General features: G+C 60.7%; 13 protein-coding genes and 1 tRNA gene. 8 read left to right on the top strand and 6 right to left on the bottom strand.

Annotated features, from left to right (window positions below; translation table 11 throughout):
* Nucleotides 1-7: 7 nt before the first annotated feature.
* Together macA and F2P67_RS12270 are read left to right on the top strand one after the other, a co-directional pair.
* On the top strand, nucleotides 8-1156 hold the full coding sequence (gene macA / locus F2P67_RS12275; protein WP_166220675.1) for a macrolide transporter subunit MacA: 1149 nt from the start codon (nucleotides 8-10) through the stop codon (nucleotides 1154-1156).
* A 2-nt stretch (nucleotides 1157-1158) separates the two neighbouring features.
* Entirely contained in the window at nucleotides 1159-3117 is a 1959-nt protein-coding gene (locus F2P67_RS12270; protein WP_166220839.1) for a MacB family efflux pump subunit, read from the top strand.
* Nucleotides 3118-3162: 45 nt separating this feature from the next.
* Here the strand turns inward: F2P67_RS12270 and F2P67_RS12265 are convergent, their stop codons facing one another.
* The 3 genes from F2P67_RS12265 to F2P67_RS12255 form a co-directional block, all read right to left on the bottom strand.
* On the bottom strand, nucleotides 3163-3909 hold the full coding sequence (locus F2P67_RS12265) for a helix-turn-helix transcriptional regulator (RefSeq protein WP_166220673.1): 747 nt from the start codon (nucleotides 3907-3909) through the stop codon (nucleotides 3163-3165).
* 151 nt (nucleotides 3910-4060) lie between these two features.
* A complete protein-coding gene (locus F2P67_RS12260) occupies nucleotides 4061-4732 on the bottom strand; it encodes a DUF3313 domain-containing protein (RefSeq protein WP_166220671.1) in 672 nt (223 codons plus the stop codon).
* Nucleotides 4732-5046, bottom strand: coding sequence for a hypothetical protein (locus F2P67_RS12255; protein ID WP_166220669.1), 315 nt, complete (start codon nucleotides 5044-5046; stop codon nucleotides 4732-4734). Before F2P67_RS12255 ends, F2P67_RS12260 begins: the two co-directional genes overlap by 1 nt.
* Nucleotides 5047-5175: 129 nt before the next feature.
* Here F2P67_RS12255 and F2P67_RS12250 point away from each other — a divergent pair, with 129 nt between their 5' ends.
* From F2P67_RS12250 to ycaC, 3 genes are all read left to right on the top strand, one after another.
* Entirely contained in the window at nucleotides 5176-5919 is a 744-nt protein-coding gene (locus F2P67_RS12250) for a response regulator (RefSeq protein ID WP_178120925.1), read from the top strand.
* Nucleotides 5916-7256: an ATP-binding protein gene (locus tag F2P67_RS12245; protein WP_166220667.1), complete on the top strand. Its 1341-nt coding sequence runs from the start codon at nucleotides 5916-5918 to the stop codon at nucleotides 7254-7256. Before F2P67_RS12250 ends, F2P67_RS12245 begins: the two co-directional genes overlap by 4 nt.
* A 142-nt stretch (nucleotides 7257-7398) precedes the next feature.
* Complete coding sequence (ycaC, locus tag F2P67_RS12240; RefSeq protein ID WP_166220665.1) at nucleotides 7399-8031, top strand: isochorismate family cysteine hydrolase YcaC; 633 nt, start codon at nucleotides 7399-7401, stop codon at nucleotides 8029-8031.
* Nucleotides 8032-8101: 70 nt separating this feature from the next.
* Here ycaC and F2P67_RS12235 read toward each other — a convergent pair whose 3' ends face one another.
* Entirely contained in the window at nucleotides 8102-9151 is a 1050-nt protein-coding gene (locus F2P67_RS12235; RefSeq protein WP_166220663.1) for an NAD(P)-dependent alcohol dehydrogenase, read from the bottom strand.
* Nucleotides 9152-9356: 205 nt separating this feature from the next.
* On the opposite strand from F2P67_RS12235, the gene F2P67_RS12230 reads away from it, so the two are divergent.
* From F2P67_RS12230 to F2P67_RS12220, 3 genes are all read left to right on the top strand, one after another.
* Complete coding sequence (locus tag F2P67_RS12230; protein ID WP_166220661.1) at nucleotides 9357-10283, top strand: Gfo/Idh/MocA family protein; 927 nt, start codon at nucleotides 9357-9359, stop codon at nucleotides 10281-10283.
* Nucleotides 10284-10401: 118 nt separating this feature from the next.
* Nucleotides 10402-10476 (top strand) — tRNA-Gln (locus tag F2P67_RS12225).
* A 25-nt stretch (nucleotides 10477-10501) separates the two neighbouring features.
* Nucleotides 10502-12802 carry a hypothetical protein gene (locus F2P67_RS12220; protein WP_166220659.1) on the top strand — a complete coding sequence of 767 codons (2301 nt, stop codon included), beginning with the start codon at nucleotides 10502-10504 and terminating at the stop codon, nucleotides 12800-12802.
* A 73-nt stretch (nucleotides 12803-12875) separates the two neighbouring features.
* On the opposite strand, the gene F2P67_RS12215 is transcribed toward F2P67_RS12220, so the two are convergent.
* Entirely contained in the window at nucleotides 12876-14132 is a 1257-nt protein-coding gene (locus F2P67_RS12215) for an NAD(P)/FAD-dependent oxidoreductase (protein ID WP_166220657.1), read from the bottom strand.
* The gene (locus F2P67_RS12210; RefSeq protein WP_166220655.1) at nucleotides 14122-15714 is read right to left on the bottom strand and encodes an aldehyde dehydrogenase (NADP(+)); all 1593 of its coding nucleotides are present in this window, start codon (nucleotides 15712-15714) and stop codon (nucleotides 14122-14124) included. The genes F2P67_RS12215 and F2P67_RS12210 overlap by 11 nt, the downstream gene beginning before the upstream one ends.
* Nucleotides 15715-15782: the final 68 nt, after the last annotated feature.

Raw genomic sequence — 15782 nt, 5'->3', positions numbered from 1 at the left:
GGCATTTATGGAAAAGTTGAAGTTGCGCAGAGCCGCCATGGGAATAGCGTTGGCGGCGGTGGCCGGTCTGGTGTTCTACACGGTGCAGGCGCCAGCCGAAGCACCGCAATACCTGACGGCCACGGTCGAACGCAGTGATATCGAGAACACGGTGCTGGCCACCGGGTTGCTCGAAGGCATCAAGCAGGTGGATGTCGGTGCGCAGGTTTCCGGTCAGTTGAAGTCGCTGAAGGTCAAGGTCGGCGACAAGGTAAAGAAGGGCCAATGGCTGGCGGAAATCGATCCGCTGGTGTTGCAGAACACCCTGCGTCAGGCCCAGGTCGATGAGGAAAATCTGCAGGCGCAAAAGCGCGCGACACAGGCCCAGCTTAAGCAGACCAAGGCGATCTACGAGCGTTATCAGAACCTGCAGGAGGATGCCTCGATCTCGCGTCAGGATTTCGAAACCGCGCAATCGAACTACGAAGTGCAGCAGGCCAACCTGTTGTCGCTGGATGCACAGATCAAAAGTGCACACATCCAGATCGACACCGCCAAGGTCAATCTGGCCTACACGCGGATCGTCGCGCCCATCGACGGCGACGTGGTCGGCATCGTTACTCAGGAAGGCCAGACGGTGATCGCCAGTCAACTGGCGCCGGTCCTGCTGAAACTGGCGGATCTGGACACCATGACCGTTAAGGCCCAGGTCTCGGAGGCGGACGTGATTCATATTGCCCCGGGGCAGGCGGTGTACTTCACCATTCTCGGCGAAGACAAACGCTATTACGGCAAGCTGCGCGGCACCGAGCCTGCGCCACAGAATTTCCTCGAAGCCCCGCCCGCCGGGACGCCGAAGCAAAGCAGCGCCGTGTTTTACAACGCGTTGTTCGAGGTGCCGAACCCCGATCACCGCTTGCGCATTTCGATGACCGCGCAAGTGCGCGTGGTGCTGGACACGGCGCAATCCGTTCTGACCATTCCCGTGGCGGCGCTGGGGCCGCGCAACAGCGACGGCAGTTTTCCGGTGCGGGTGCTCGATGCCAAGGGCCAGGCGCAGGCGCGCAATGTGCAGACCGGGATCAACAATAACGTCAAAGTGCAGATCAATGACGGTCTTGCCGAAGGTGACCGGGTGGTGATTGGCGATCCGGTTTCGACGGTGGCGGGGTCATGACGATGACCGAACCCCTGTTGCAACTCAGCGGCATCACCCGCAGTTTCACCGGTGGCGACCGCGAATTTCTGGCGCTGAAGAACATCAACCTGACGATCAACGCCGGCGAGATGGTCGCGATCATCGGTGCCTCGGGTTCCGGCAAGTCGACGCTGATGAACATCCTCGGTTGCCTCGATTACGCCACGGCCGGCAGCTACAAAATCAATGGCCGGGAAACCCGCGATCTGGACAATCAGGCGCTGGCCGAACTGCGTCGCGACTATTTCGGCTTCATCTTCCAGCGCTACCACTTGCTGCCGCACCTGAGCGCGATGCACAACGTCGAGATACCGGCGATATACGCCGGCACGCCACAGCTTCAGCGGCATGCCCGCGCGCGTGAGCTGCTGGCGCGACTGGGGCTGGAAGGGCACCTGAGCCATCGGCCGAGCCAGCTCTCCGGCGGTCAGCAGCAGCGCGTGAGTATCGCCCGGGCCTTGATGAACGGCGGGGAAGTGATCCTCGCCGACGAACCGACCGGCGCCCTCGATACCGCCAGCGGCAAGGAAGTGATGCGCATCCTGCTGGAACTGCACGCCGCCGGGCACACGGTGATTCTGGTGACCCACGACCCGAAAGTCGCGGCCAACGCCGAGCGCATTATCGAGGTCAGCGACGGCGAAATCCTCAGCGACCGCCGCAATGTACGTGACACCTCGCAACTGCCGGATGACCACGCGGTGACGCCCAAAGCCACGGCGGCACGGCGTCTGGTGGCCAGCCTCGGGTTGTTCAAAGAAGCGTTCAGCATGGCGTGGGTGGCGCTGGTTTCCCATCGCATGCGCACGTTGCTGACCATGCTCGGCATCGTCATCGGCATCACTTCGGTGGTGTCGATCTCGGCGGTGGGTGAGGGCGCCAAACGCTACGTGCTCAAGGACATCGCGGCGATCGGCAGCAACACCATCGACATCTATCCCGGCAGCAGCTTCGGTGACAAGCGTGCGGCGACCATCGAAACCCTGGTGCCCGCCGACGTCACGGCGCTCAATCAGCTGTATTACGTCGACAGCGCCACGCCAATGATCGGCCGCAGCCTGTTGCTGCGATATCGCAACATCGATCTCGACGCTCAGGTCAACGGCGTCAGCGACCAGTATTTCCAGGTGCGCGGGATCAAAATGGCCGAAGGCATCCCCTTCAGCGAGAGCGACGCGCGGCGTCAGGCGCAAGTGGTGGTCATCGATCACAACACTCGCCAGCGCCTGTTCGGGGCGGGCGTCGACCCGTTGGGCCAGGTGATTCTGATTGGCAACCTGCCCTGTACGGTGATCGGGGTGGCGGCGGAAAACAAAAACCTCTTCGCCTCGGGCAAGACCCTCAACGTCTGGGTGCCCTATGAAACAGCGGCCGGGCGCGTGTTGGGCCAGCGTTTTCTGGACAGCATCAGCGTGCGCATGAAGGACGGTCAGCCGAGCAAAGTGGTGGAAGAGCACGTTACGCAGTTATTGCTGCAACGCCACGGCAGCAAGGACTTCTTCACCAACAACCTCGACAGCGTCTTGCAGACGGTGCAGAAAACCAGTCGCTCGCTGGCCTTGTTGCTGTCGCTGATCGCGGTGATTTCGCTGGTGGTCGGCGGCATTGGCGTGATGAACATCATGCTGGTGTCAGTCACCGAGCGAACGCGGGAGATCGGCATTCGCATGGCGGTAGGGGCGCGCCAGTCTGACATTCGTCAGCAATTTCTGGTGGAGGCGGTGATGGTGTGCCTGTTGGGCGGGGCGATTGGCATTTCGCTGTCGTATGCCATCGGGCAGCTGTTTTCGCTGTTTATCAAGGAATGGGAGATGGTGTTTTCACTGGCGTCGGTACTGACAGCGGTGGTTTGTTCGACGTTGATCGGTATCGTCTTCGGTTTTGTGCCGGCGCGAAACGCCTCGCGGCTTGATCCGATCGAGGCGTTGGCCAGAGATTGATCAACGGTTGACCCTGCAGAAACGTCTGCAGGGTCAGCAGCGCCATCAAGCAGCGGTCGATGCCGAGGTGTCGGGCGGCGAATACATCCAGCGCATCAACGAATGCCGTCCGCTGATGCCCAGTTTGATCGCCGCACGCTTGAGATAGCTCTCCACGGTGTTGACCTTTAGTTGCAACTGCGCGGCCACTTCCGGCGCGGTGCGCCCGGCGAGCAATCCGATGCACACTTCGCTTTCCCGGTTCGACAGGCTCAGGCCCAGTTGCTGCAAGCGCTCGTTGAAACGCAGGCGCAGGGATTCCAGTCCGTTGCCTTCGGTATTTTCGGCAAGGCTTTGCGGATCAGGATTGGCCGGTTGCAGGGCGTGAATGTGTTTTTCCACCATCGGCAACAGCACGGGCGAGATGTCCTGTAACAGGCTGCGCTCCTGCGCGGAGAAATGCTGCGCCTGGCCGTTGCGGTACACCGAAATCACGTAGCGGTAATTGTCCTTGCGCCGTGTCAGGTGCAGTTGCGAGGCATCGGCGCTGGTCGATGGCGACGGATTCGGCAAGTCGTTGGCGGTTGCAGCGTTGTGTTCGGAGAACACCGTTTCTGCCAGCAGCGCCGATTCCTTGATCAGCTCGGGATGGCGGCTTGAGGCCCGGCCCACCTGTTCGACGCGCATCTGCCGGATGTGCGTGGCGTCCACCGCCAGTTGGGTGAGGATCAAGTCATGCAGCATGCGCGGAAAATGGCGGCTACCGGTGCTGGCGATGACTTTGCCGATGTGAGGAAACAGCTGTGAGTTCATATGCGTCGTCCATGAAATACCAGGTAAAACCGCTTCGGCGAGGCCCCGTCGACATCTCCTTGGACGACGGAAAACCTCGGGAATTGGATCCTATCCTAGTACAACGTTTCAGCGACCGCTTAATGAAGGCGCAATTAGCGCATAACCCGAATCATTGCTTGTGCATCGCGACCCATGACTTGCCCAGATCGGCGGCCCAGCCATCGAGCACGACCTTCACGTCATCGGCGCTGAGCACCTGTTTGTCATTCTCCAGCGGCACACCGGTGCCTTTGCGAACCACCTCGGCTACGACTTCGCCAGTCGAGCCGTCTTCAAAAGACACTTCGGTGGCAATCTCGCTGTCCTGATCGCGGATGCCCGTTGCCGTACTCACACCGGCAGCGACCAGCGTGACCGGCAGCCATTCATAAAAGCGCAAACCCTGAGTGCTGGCGGCGACTCGGGTGATCGCCGGGCGCACGATCAGCGTGCCGGGACCTTGAGTGGTGACGATGCGCGTGACTTTACTCAGTTCCTTGCGCAGGGCCGCGTCGTAATAATCGGTCACGCCGGACAGCGTGCTCAGCGGAATTCGCTCGGTCGGCTCGGCGCTGGGGTAGAACTGGCTTGGTGCCAGATAGACCTGCGTGTAACGGCCCCGGGCCAGGGCCGGGCTGATCCAGCTCAACACTGCCTGACCTGAGGGTGACTGGCGTTCGCTGAGAACGCTGTAGTCATGCAGAAATCCCGTGTACTGCTTCGGTTCGATGGTTTTATTGCTGCAGGCCGACAGGCCCAGAGTGGCTACCACCATCAGCGACAGTGCGCGTTTGCTGATCATCAACGATTTTCCTTGTGAAACGGCGGGGTGTCGTCCGAGCACTCGATGTGCATTTGCCCGTGGGCCATGATCCAGTGCACGAGGTCGGCCACCGGCACGCTGTGCACGTATTCCACCCACTGGGCGTGGCTCGGACTGAATTGTTCGAAATAGCGGCGCAGCACGATCCGGTCCTGAGTACCGGTGAGGCCAAGGCACGACTCCTGAAACAGAATCGGCGTATCGTCGCCGGGGGCCGAGGTGCGCTGGCTGAGGATCAACGGACGATGGTGGCTGAGTCCTTCGGCGGTGTACCTGTGATTGATGTCCTTCATGGGAGTCCCCGGCAGTGGAAGGCCTGCAGGTTGCCTCAGGAGGATTGCCCGACGATGTCCGCTTGATGTCGCTGTGGCAGGAATGTTGCGCGATTGAAATAAATGACCCGGACGTCGAAATGGTTTTAGATGCGTCTTTTTTGGCCTCTGGATCCTGTGCCTGTGAGCAGATTGCTGATCGTCGATGACGACGTGGAAATCCTGTCGCTGCTGAAGAAATTCTTTATGCAGCACGCCTACGAGGTGGACGTGGCGCCCGATGGCGAGGCGATGTGGGCGGCGATTGCGCAGAACCGCCCGGACACCCTGATTCTCGACGTGATGCTGCCCGGCGAAGGCGGCCTGAGCCTGTGCCAGAAAGTGCGTGCGCAAATGGGCATTCCGATCATCATGCTCACCGCAATGGCCGAACTCAGCGACCGCATCGTCGGCCTCGAACTGGGTGCCGACGATTACCTGACCAAACCCTTCGCCCCCCGGGAACTGCTCGCGCGCGTGCGCGCCCTGCAGCGCCGTGTCAGTGAGCAGCCAAGTCCCGTCAGCGAGCGTGCACGACCGGTTATCGCGTTTGCCGGTTGGCACCTGGATATCACCTGCCGTGAATTGCGCTCGCCGGAAAACGTGATGATTCCGTTGTCTGGCGGCGAGTTCGATCTGTTGGTGGTGTTCCTCGATCATCCGCAACGCATTCTTACCCGCGAACAGTTGATCGACCTGACTCGGGGCGAAGGTCACGACGCCTTTGATCGCAGCATTGATGTCCAGGTCAGCCGCTTGCGGCGCAAGATCGAGCCGGACAACAAACGCCCGGACCTGATCCGCACCGTTCGCAATGGAGGCTACATGTTTACCGCCAAGGTCAGCCGTTCGTGATCCGCCGACTGTTGCGCCGTGACACCCTCAGCCGGCGTATCGCCCTGACCATCCTCGCGGCGATGGTGACCTCGCTGGCGCTCAACGCCTTGTTCGTTCAGGTCGCCGGTATCTGGGCGCGGCCGCCGATTGATCGCACCGGCCTGCTGGAGCAGATCGCCGTGACTACCCGCGTGGTCGAGGCTGCGCCAGCGGCGTTGCGCGCGCAACTGGCCGGGGCCGCAAGCAGTTCGATGCTGGACGTGGTGTGGCATGCCCGGCGCGCCGACTTCGATCTGCCCGGCGGCGGCACTCAACTGGAAGCAGGGCGGATCCCGGTCATGCAGAAACTGTTGGGCGCTGATCGCGAAATCGAAGTGTTCAATCCCGATGACTGGCCGAGCAACAGTCCGCGCGCGCATTACGTCGCGCTGGTGCAGCTCGTCGATGGCAGCTGGATGTCGTTCACACCGCCGGAACGCAGTTGGGGCGTGGACGTCGGCACCCGAATCGCAGTCATCATCGCCCTCGGCTTGATCGCCACCTTGTTGGTCGCGTGGATTGCCACCCGCCAACTGGCCAAGCCCTTGCAGCGCTTCGCCAGCGCCGCCCGGCGTTTTGGCAGCGACCTGCGGGCGCCGCCGATCCGCATCGAAGGCCCCGAGGAGATTCGTCAGGCGATCATTGCCTTCAACACCATGCAGGCGCAGATTCAGCATTTCATTGCCGAACGTACGCACATGCTCGCGGCGATTTCCCACGATCTGCGTGCGCCGTTGACCCGCATGCGCTTGCGCAGCGAGTTCATGGAAGACCTCGACCATCAGCACAAACTGATCCGCGACGTCGAAGAAATGCAGTCGATGATCAACGCCGCCCTGGCGTTTTTCCGCGAAGACACGCACCGCGAACAAAGCACCGCGTTCGACCTCTCCGAATTGCTGCAAACCATCGTCGATGATTACCGCGACCAGCACATCGCCGTCGACTTCAACGGCCCCGCGCATCTGGTGTATGTCGGCCGTCCCCTTGGGATCAAGCGAGTGATCGTCAATCTGCTGGAAAACGCCATCAAGTACGCGCAGCAGCCGGGCATCGCCTTGAGTGGCGATGCGCAACGGATCTGCATCGAGGTAAGCGACACCGGGCCGGGTATACCGGAAGCGGCGCTGCAACGTGTGTTCGATCCGTTCTTTCGCCTCGAAGCCTCGCGCAACCGCGATACCGGTGGCGTCGGCCTCGGGCTGTCGGCGGCGCAGACTATCGTGCGCGAGCAGGGCGGAGAACTGAGCTTGAGCAATCGAAGCGGCGGTGGCCTGGTGGCACGGGTGGAGCTACCGCGCGACCTGTTTGAGTAAGGCTTGTTTTGAAAAAAAAAGATTGTCCCTTTTGAGTTGACGGTGAAACACATTTCAACCGATTTATCCCTTTTCGGTGAATCAGTAACCTGTGTCCAACTTGAACGCAACCACACACTCAACAACGAAAAGGGACGCACACATGAACACTCCAACCTACAACCGCCTCAACAAAGACGACGCCATCGTGTTGCTGGTCGATCACCAGACCGGTCTGATTTCGCTGGTGCAGGACTTCTCGCCGAACGAGTTCAAGAACAACGTGCTGGCGCTGGCGGATCTGGCGAAGTTCTTCGAACTGCCGACCATCCTCACCACCAGTTTCGAACAAGGCCCGAACGGCCCGCTGGTGCCGGAACTGAAAGAGATGTTCCCGGATGCGCCGTACATCGCTCGCCCAGGCCAGATCAACGCCTGGGACAACGAAGACTTCGTCAAGGCGATCAAGGCCACCGGCCGCAAACAGATCATCATCGCCGGCGTGGTCACCGATGTCTGTGTCGCGTTCCCGACCTTGTCGGCACTGGCGGAAGGGTTTGACGTGTTCGTCGTCACCGATGCCTCCGGCACCTTCAACACCACCGTGCAGCAGGCCGCGTGGAGCCGCATGACCCAGGCCGGCGCACAAATGATGAACTGGTTCTCGGTGGCCTGTGAGCTGCACCGCGACTGGCGCAACGACATCGAAGGGCTGGGCAACCTGCTGTCGCAGCGGATCCCGAACTACCGCAACCTGATGAACAGCTACTCGGCACTGACTGCCCAGCAAAAGTGAGTTGATGCTGCAAAACGAAAAGCCTGCTTTTTCAAGCAGGCTTTTGTTTTTTCTGCGATCCAGATTTGAATCAGTCGGCCAGCGTGGCGTTGTCGATCACAAAACGATATTTCACGTCACCCTTGAGCATGCGCTCGTAGGCGTCGTTGATCTGGTCGGCGCGGATCAGTTCGATGTCGGAGACGATGCCGTGTTCGGCGCAGAAATCCAGCATCTCCTGGGTCTCGGCAATGCCGCCGATCATCGAACCGGCAATCGTGCGGCGCTTCATGATCAGGTTGAACACGTTCGGCGACGGATGCGAGGTGGCCGGCGCGCCAACCAGCGTCAGTGCGCCATCTCGCTTGAGCAGCACGAGGAAGGCGTCGAGGTCGTGTGGCGCTGCGACGGTGTTGAGGATCAGGTCGAAGCTCTTGGCGTGCGCGGCCATTTCTTCGGCATTGCGTGACACCACCACTTCATTGGCGCCCAACGCTTTCGCCGCCTCGCGCTTGGATTCGGACGTGGTGAAGGCCACTACGTGCGCGCCCAAGGCGTGGGCCAGTTTGATGCCCATGTGGCCCAGACCGCCGATGCCGACGACGCCGACTTTCTTGCCCGGCCCCGCGTTCCAGTGGCGCAGCGGCGAGTAAGTGGTGATTCCCGCGCACAGCAGCGGCGCGACCGCCGCCAGTTGCGTTTCGGGATGGCGGATGCGCAACACGTAACGCTCATGCACGACGATGTTTTGCGAATAGCCGCCCAGCGTCCAGCCCGGTGCGTCCGGGGTCGGAAAGTTGTAGGTGCCGATCATGCCGTCGCAGTAGTTTTCCAGACCGGTTTCGCAGTCATCGCAGTGTTTGCAGCTGTCGACAATGCAACCGACGCCGACCAGATCACCGACTTTGAAATCCGTGACATGCGCACCGACTGCCGCCACCCGACCGACAATCTCGTGCCCCGGCACGCAAGGGAACTGCGTGCCGGCCCATTCGGCGCGTACCTGGTGCAGGTCCGAATGGCAGATGCCGCAGAACGCGATATCGATCTGCACGTCATGGGCCGCCGGGGCGCGACGGTTGATCTGCATCGGCTCAAGGGGTTTGTCGCCAGCGTGGGCGCCGTAGGCCTGTACAAGCATGGGAACATCCTCAATCGGTTTATCGTGGGGACATTCTTCCCGTTCTGCCGCGCCGCGCAGTAGTGCATTCCTGTGCAATGCTTGCCTGATCCTGCGCGTCCTTGTGACGTTGTGCAGACAGACGCTGGCGATGATTGCGGTTAATCTGCCGGCTCGCTGACAAAAACAGACAGCTGACCAATCAAAACAAAAAGCGGAGTCATTGATGCAACCAATCCGTCTCGGCCTGGTGGGTTACGGCAAGATTGCCCAGGATCAACACGTTCCGGCGATCAACGCCAACCCAGGATTTCAGTTGGTGTCGGTCGCTACCCAAGGCAAGCCTTGCGCAGGCGTCGACAATTTTCAGTCCCTGAGCGAACTGCTGGAGAACGGCCCGCACGTCGATGCGATAGCTTTCTGCACGCCACCCCAAGGGCGATTCGCGCTGGTGCAAGAGGCGCTGGCCGCCGGCAAACATGTGCTGGTCGAAAAGCCACCGTGTGCAACGTTGGGTGAAGCCATGGCGTTGGTGGATCAGGCGAGCGAGCAGGGCGTCAGCGCGTTGTTCGCCTGGCATTCGCGCTACGCACCCGGCATAGAAATCGCCCGTGACTGGCTTGCCACGTGCACCCTGCAAAGCGTACAGATCGACTGGAAGGAAGACGTGCGCAAATGGCACCCCGGCCAGACATGGATCTGGCAACCGGGCGGTCTGGGCGTGTTCGATCCGGGCATCAACGCGTTGTCGATCGTCACCCATCTGCTGGCGCTGCCACTGTTCGTCGAATCCGCCGAACTGCGTGTGCCGGACAACTGCCAGTCGCCAATTGCCGCTTCAATCAAAATGGCCGATGCGCGTCAGCTCGATGTGCGGGCGGAGTTTGATTTCGACCATGGACACGATGAGCTGTGGAGCATCGAAGTGCGTTGCGCCGAAGGGGTGTTGCGACTGGACAACGGTGGTGCGTTGTTGAGCATTGACGGTGTGCGCCAGGTGGTGTCGCAAGAGGGTGAATATGCGGCGGTGTATCGGCACTTTCAGCAGTTGATCGCCGATAAGGGCAGTGATGTGGATGTGCAGCCGTTACGGTTGGTGGCGGACAGCTTTTTCGTGGGGAGCCGGATTGCGGTTGCGCCGTTTTACGACTAGCCGAGGGCTGTCATGTCGTGCTGTTTTCATGCCGTGTGCCAGCGGAATTGTGCCGCAACAAAAACTGCTAAACAGCGCTTCACATCCCTGCTTGGCTGGACAACAATGCGCCCTCTGCTCCGGGGTAGTTCAGCGGTAGAACACTCGGCTCTGGACCGGGTGGGCGCTGGTTCGAATCCAGCCCCCGGACCCATCACATCGTAGGGTCACAAGGAAGTATGTCCAGGCACGACGGCGAATTCGACGAGCACAGTGGAGTCAATGCCGGTTATGCGGTGTTTCAACTGTCTCGAGCGTTGACCGCTTATCAAAACGACGCTGGCCCGCAGGCACGCATTCGGATCGAGCGCTGGCAGCGGGTCGTCGAGCATTTGTTGCAGGGCAGCGCACAATACGGCTCACGCATGCCGTTCGCAGATTTGCCCGAATGGGTCACTCTGGAGGTGGCTACGGGCGGTTTCGCCACCGGGCAACTCCTGGCCGGTGGCGTTTTGTCCGCCTGTGAACGTCAGCTGGTCGCGTCGATCCCTGGCATTCGTCCAGGTCATGAACGGCTCGATCTCAATGCCTGGCATCTTTCGGACGCGGGTGTCGCCGCGCTGCAAGAGCGATTGACGAAAGGCAACTATCAAATCGATGTTCCGGAAGAAGCGGCACTGCTGACGGTGTCATGGCTTCTGCGGCATCAGCGCACTGAAGAAGCGCGAACACTGATCGAGCAGATTGTGCCTTTCTTCGACCGGCTGCGTTTCTTTCCGACAGTCGTTCACGAGCCGCCGATTTCCACCGCCGAGGTGCATGTCTTTGATACTGCCAGTGTCAGGCAACGGCTCACCGGGCAGTTGGCTCAACCGCGTCTGGCCGTGCAAAAGCATGTCGTTGAAAATCGTCTGCCTCTCTACGATGCTGCGATCTCACTCATTCTTTTGACGTATCAGGAGGGCTGGCCTTGCAGGCACTATCCTGAAGGTTGGTTCGAGCGAGCGACGGAGCTGTGCACGCAGATTGCCAAGACCTGTGACGCAGAACCTCAAAGCGATGGTTCCTTCAAGAACCGGGCTACGGAACTCTTTGCGTTACTCGGTCAATGTTCCCGAGAGCCCGAATCCCTGACGGGGCGTCAGGTCGGTCGCATCCGGCGAATTGTCGATGACTTTGTCAGCAAACACGGCCATCCCGAATCCGCCGCACATTCCATCAAACGGGCAGAGCAGTGCAGTCACGTGGCGGCCCCCGGGCATCATTTGATCGCTCACGCGGTCTCGGCGCGTCTGACTGATTATCCGGGTTCAGATGGTATCAGTGACTTTTCACCACTGCTGACACCGATCACCGATAAAGAGGCGAAGCGTTACGCGCTGGTTGCTGGAACGACTATGCCGCCCGCTGTTCGCCGACGCCTTGAACGCTCCCGCAAGGGCACAATCGTCGAGTTGATTGAGCATGGCTTGATCTCATCCGCAGACACTGTGGCGAAAGTTCTGCCAGCGATGACAGCTGAAATCTGTAGCGCCGGGTACCGAGACCGGACGCTGCAAGCGTTGACGGGTGCAACGTATCGTGCTTTCCGTCGGCGGCGATCCTTGTTACTGCTCAACCTGCAGAGTCAGGTAAAAATCACAGAGCTGCCTTGGATCGCGGTGCTGGAAAGTGAGCGTGAGGCAAGCGCCATTTCCGTTAACGGCGCCCGACAGGCGTTGATCGAAGCGTCTGCATTGACCCTTTCTGCCTTTCCTCAGGCAATTGTTCCAAACAAGCTGTTGCAGGAATTTGTTTCACTGGCTGAGACGGCGAAGCTGGATCTTCCTTTCGTTGAAGAGGTGGCGGCCGACATTTTCATGGGCGCTTTCTCCAACAAATTCACCCGAGCGGCCCGGCATTCGGCCCGCCTGATAGCCGGAACGCTTTATGCCCGCTATTACGATATCGATACGGATGGGCTGGCGGGCCTTCCCGATCAGCGCCGATCACGGCCAAGTGACCAATGGCGTCGATCAAACAACCGTGATGCGTTGGCGACGCTCTGCGCGAAACGTGCAAACGCCACCCTCGGGACTTGGCAACCAGCGGTCAACGGCACGATCCTGGAGCAGCAACAGATTTTGACAACGCAAAACCTCGCGCTCCTGTTTGGCGAGTTAAGTCTGAAAACACTGTTGCACCACCGTTTGAGCGCGCTGGCCCTGACGTGTTTTGAGTGGATTTGCAGGCAACAGCAGATGCAAATCAAGCATTACCATACCCGTCTGGTGATGTTGAAAAACACCGCTTATGCCTGGCGCCAAATGGTTTTTTACCTGTCGATGCTCGAAGACGAGCTGTTGCGTTCTGCGCTCGACAGTATCGAGTCGCATTTTGCAGCGCAATCCAGTGAGTTCCGGGAGAGATTTCTACCCGCAATGATCGGATTGCGCGTTGCCGCCACCGGGCATCAGTTGACAGTGGATCGCCAGGCGCTTGAGGGAGCGAAGGTTTTTCTGGGGTGGACCACCGAGCAGCACTGGTTGATGCCTTCGTAACATATGAGTCATTCGGTTGCCGCGTTCCCCAAGTCTGCACTTGCAAGCAGGCTGGGGGAACGAACCAAACTATTCAGAAACGATTCAACCGGTACGGCTGGAGACTCGGCGTATCACTGTCCTTGTTCGGCATCACCATCCCCACAACCCTCTCCGCCGTCACCGCCGCCTGTGTCAAACCCAGATGCTGATGCCCGAACGCAAGCAGCACTTTGCCTTCGCACACCTGATCAATTACCGGTAACGAGTCCGGCAGCGACGGGCGAAAGCCCATCCAGGGGGTGGCCGCTTCGGCGTTCAGATCCTTGCGGAACAAGCCCTGACTCAACCGATGCAACTGCCAGGCGCGCTGCATGTTTGCGGGCTTCTCAAGTCCGGCGAATTCGACGGTGCCCGCCAGTCGCAAGCCTTCGGTCATCGGCGTCATGATGAATTTGCGTTCCAGCGAGGTAACGGGGAAGGGCAGGCGATCCTGTTCGTGCGGCAGCATCAGGTGATAACCACGTTCGGTGTCCAGCGGTACGTGCTTGCCGGTGAGTGCACGAGTCAGTTTCGCCGAGTGCGCGCCGCAGGCGATCAGCACGCGACTGGCGGTCAATGCGCCGGCGCCGGTGATCAGCGATACACCGTTCTCCTGCACATAGCCGCCCTGCACCTGTTGCTGCACAAAACTCACGCCGCAAGCTTTGGCTGCTTCGACCAATTCACAGACCACGCGATAGGGATCGATGAAGTGCCCGGTACGCGGAAAGAACAAACCGCCCTGAATCTGCGTACTGAGTTGGGGTGCGGTTTGCTGAATGGCGTTGGCCGGCCAGTAATCGACCGGTACTTCCTGCTGGCGCAATCGTGTTTGCAAGGCGTCGATGGCCTGACGGGATTCGGGGCGTTCAAATACCAGCAAAGAACCGTCGACCTTGAGCAGATCAGGCCGGGCGATGTCGGCGAGCAATCGATGCCACGCCTCAAGGCTGCCTTCATTCAGCGCGCGTAATCCTTCCACGGTTTTGCGATAAGGTTGCGCACGCAGATTGAGCAGCAGCCGCGTGAACCACGGCAAGGCGCGGGGCAAGTATGTCCAGTCCAGGCGCAAAGGCCCCATCGGGTCCATGAGCATGGCCGGCAGGCGTTTGAGGATCGACGCGTCGGCAATCGGGAACACTTGCTCGGTCGCCAGATGCCCGGCATTGCCGAACGACGCACCGTGGCCCGGCAACTGCTGATCAATGACGACCACGCGCAAGCCTCTGCGCGCAAGTCGTAAGGCGCAGGCGACGCCGATGATGCCGGCGCCGACCACGGCGATGTCATGGGAAACGTTATTCGCCATGTTTTGGCACTTCCCGTTGCCCGTCGACCAGTCGGCTCACGTGCAGCGGATTGGCCTGTCGCAGCGCGCCGGGCAGCAGACTGTCCGGGAAGTCCTGGTAACACACCGGACGCAGGAAACGCAGGATCGCCGCCGTGCCCACCGAGGTGGTGCGCGCATCGGAGGTGGCCGGAAACGGGCCGCCATGCACCATCGCATCGCAAACTTCCACGCCGGTTGGCCAGCCATTGACCAGCAGGCGGCCGGCCTTGCGCTCCAGTATTGGCACCAATAAGCGCGCGCGTTCCAGGTCTTCGTCATCAAGGTGCAGCGTGGCCGTCAGTTGGCCTTCCAGATGCTCGATCACCTGACGGACTTCATCGTCACTGGCGCACTGCACAATCAACGAGGCGGCACCAAACACTTCGGCTTGCAGCCCATGATCGGCGAGAAAATCGCCCGCGTCGGTGACAAACACATGAGCCTGACACTGGTTCGTGCCGTTGCCGATCTGGCCGATGGCGGCAATTCTGGCGCGGGCGTTTTCCGCCAGTGCATTCAGACCTGCCTCGTAAGCACCGCAGATGCCCGGGGTGAGCATGGTCTGCGCCGGGCTCTGCTGGAGGAGGTCGGCAACCGTGTCGACGAATGACTGCAGCGCCGGCCCTCGGCGAGCAATCAGCAATCCCGGATTGGTACAGAACTGCCCGGCACCCAGGGTCAGCGAAGTGACAAAGCCTGCGGCCAGTGCCTGCGTGCGGTTCTGCAGTGCCGCCGGAAACAGCAGCACCGGGTTGATCGAACTCATTTCCGCATATACAGGTATCGGCTCGGGCCTGGCCTGCGCGGCTTGCATCAGGGCCAGACCGCCGCTGCGCGAACCGGTGAACCCCACGGCTTTGATGCGCGGATCGCTGACCAGAGCAATGCCCACTTCGCGCCCGGAACCGTACAGCAACGAAAATACCCCCTCCGGCAAACCACAGGTTTTCACCGCCCGCGCCACGGCATGGCCAACCAGTTCGCTGGTGCCGGGATGGGCACCGTGTGCCTTGACGATCACCGGACAACCGGCCGCCAGCGCCGACGCGGTGTCACCGCCGGCCACGGAGAACGCCAGGGGAAAATTGCTCGCACCAAACACCGCCACGGGGCCCAGGGCAATCTGCCGTTGGCGCAAATCCGCACGCGGCATCGGTTGGCGTTGCGGCTGCGCGTTATCGACGCGCACATCCAACCATTCGCCGGCACGCACGGTGCGCGCGAACAGTCGTAATTGCTGGCAGGTACGCCCGCGCTCACCCAACAGCCGCGGGCGCGGCAGGCCGGTTTCGGCCACGGCGCGGTCGATCAGTTCATCGCCGAGGGCTTCGATTTCCTCGGCAATGCGTTGAAGAAATCCGGCACGGACGCTCAGTGTGGTTTCGCGATAGCGGTCCAGCGCCGCCCACGCCAGTTCGCACGCCTGCGCAACATGCTCCGCCGAACCCCCGGCGTACGCCGGTTGCAGTGCGGCATCCGTGGCCGGGTTGATCCCCCGAATGGCTTCGCGCGTGCCCGCGACTGTGTGCTGTCCGATCAGCAGGTGGCCCGTCAGAGTCATGGTGTATTCCTGATGAAGAAGGTGGTGCCTGCCGCCAATCACGCTGATTCACGGCAGGTAAAGGGGGA

Origin of the sequence: Pseudomonas atagonensis, from assembly GCF_011369485.1 — a bacterium.
GTDB lineage: Bacteria > Pseudomonadota > Gammaproteobacteria > Pseudomonadales > Pseudomonadaceae > Aquipseudomonas > Aquipseudomonas atagonensis.
This window is presented reverse-complemented; position numbering and strand designations above follow the sequence as displayed.

What these genes read in the sequence shown, in the direction of transcription:
- F2P67_RS12220 (WP_166220659.1), top strand. Translation starts at nt 10,502, where the DNA reads ATGTCCAGGCACGACGGCGAATTCGACGAGCACAGTGGAGTCAATGCC.
- F2P67_RS12260 (WP_166220671.1), bottom strand. Translation starts at nt 4,732, where the DNA reads ATGATCAGCAAACGCGCACTGTCGCTGATGGTGGTAGCCACTCTGGGC.
- F2P67_RS12270 (WP_166220839.1), top strand. Translation starts at nt 1,159, where the DNA reads ATGACCGAACCCCTGTTGCAACTCAGCGGCATCACCCGCAGTTTCACC.
- F2P67_RS12265 (WP_166220673.1), bottom strand. Translation starts at nt 3,909, where the DNA reads ATGAACTCACAGCTGTTTCCTCACATCGGCAAAGTCATCGCCAGCACC.
- F2P67_RS12210 (WP_166220655.1), bottom strand. Translation starts at nt 15,714, where the DNA reads ATGACTCTGACGGGCCACCTGCTGATCGGACAGCACACAGTCGCGGGC.
- F2P67_RS12215 (WP_166220657.1), bottom strand. Translation starts at nt 14,132, where the DNA reads ATGGCGAATAACGTTTCCCATGACATCGCCGTGGTCGGCGCCGGCATC.
- F2P67_RS12230 (WP_166220661.1), top strand. Translation starts at nt 9,357, where the DNA reads ATGCAACCAATCCGTCTCGGCCTGGTGGGTTACGGCAAGATTGCCCAG.
- ycaC (WP_166220665.1), top strand. Translation starts at nt 7,399, where the DNA reads ATGAACACTCCAACCTACAACCGCCTCAACAAAGACGACGCCATCGTG.
- F2P67_RS12255 (WP_166220669.1), bottom strand. Translation starts at nt 5,046, where the DNA reads ATGAAGGACATCAATCACAGGTACACCGCCGAAGGACTCAGCCACCAT.
- macA (WP_166220675.1), top strand. Translation starts at nt 8, where the DNA reads ATGGAAAAGTTGAAGTTGCGCAGAGCCGCCATGGGAATAGCGTTGGCG.
- F2P67_RS12235 (WP_166220663.1), bottom strand. Translation starts at nt 9,151, where the DNA reads ATGCTTGTACAGGCCTACGGCGCCCACGCTGGCGACAAACCCCTTGAG.
- F2P67_RS12250 (WP_178120925.1), top strand. Translation starts at nt 5,176, where the DNA reads ATGCGTCTTTTTTGGCCTCTGGATCCTGTGCCTGTGAGCAGATTGCTG.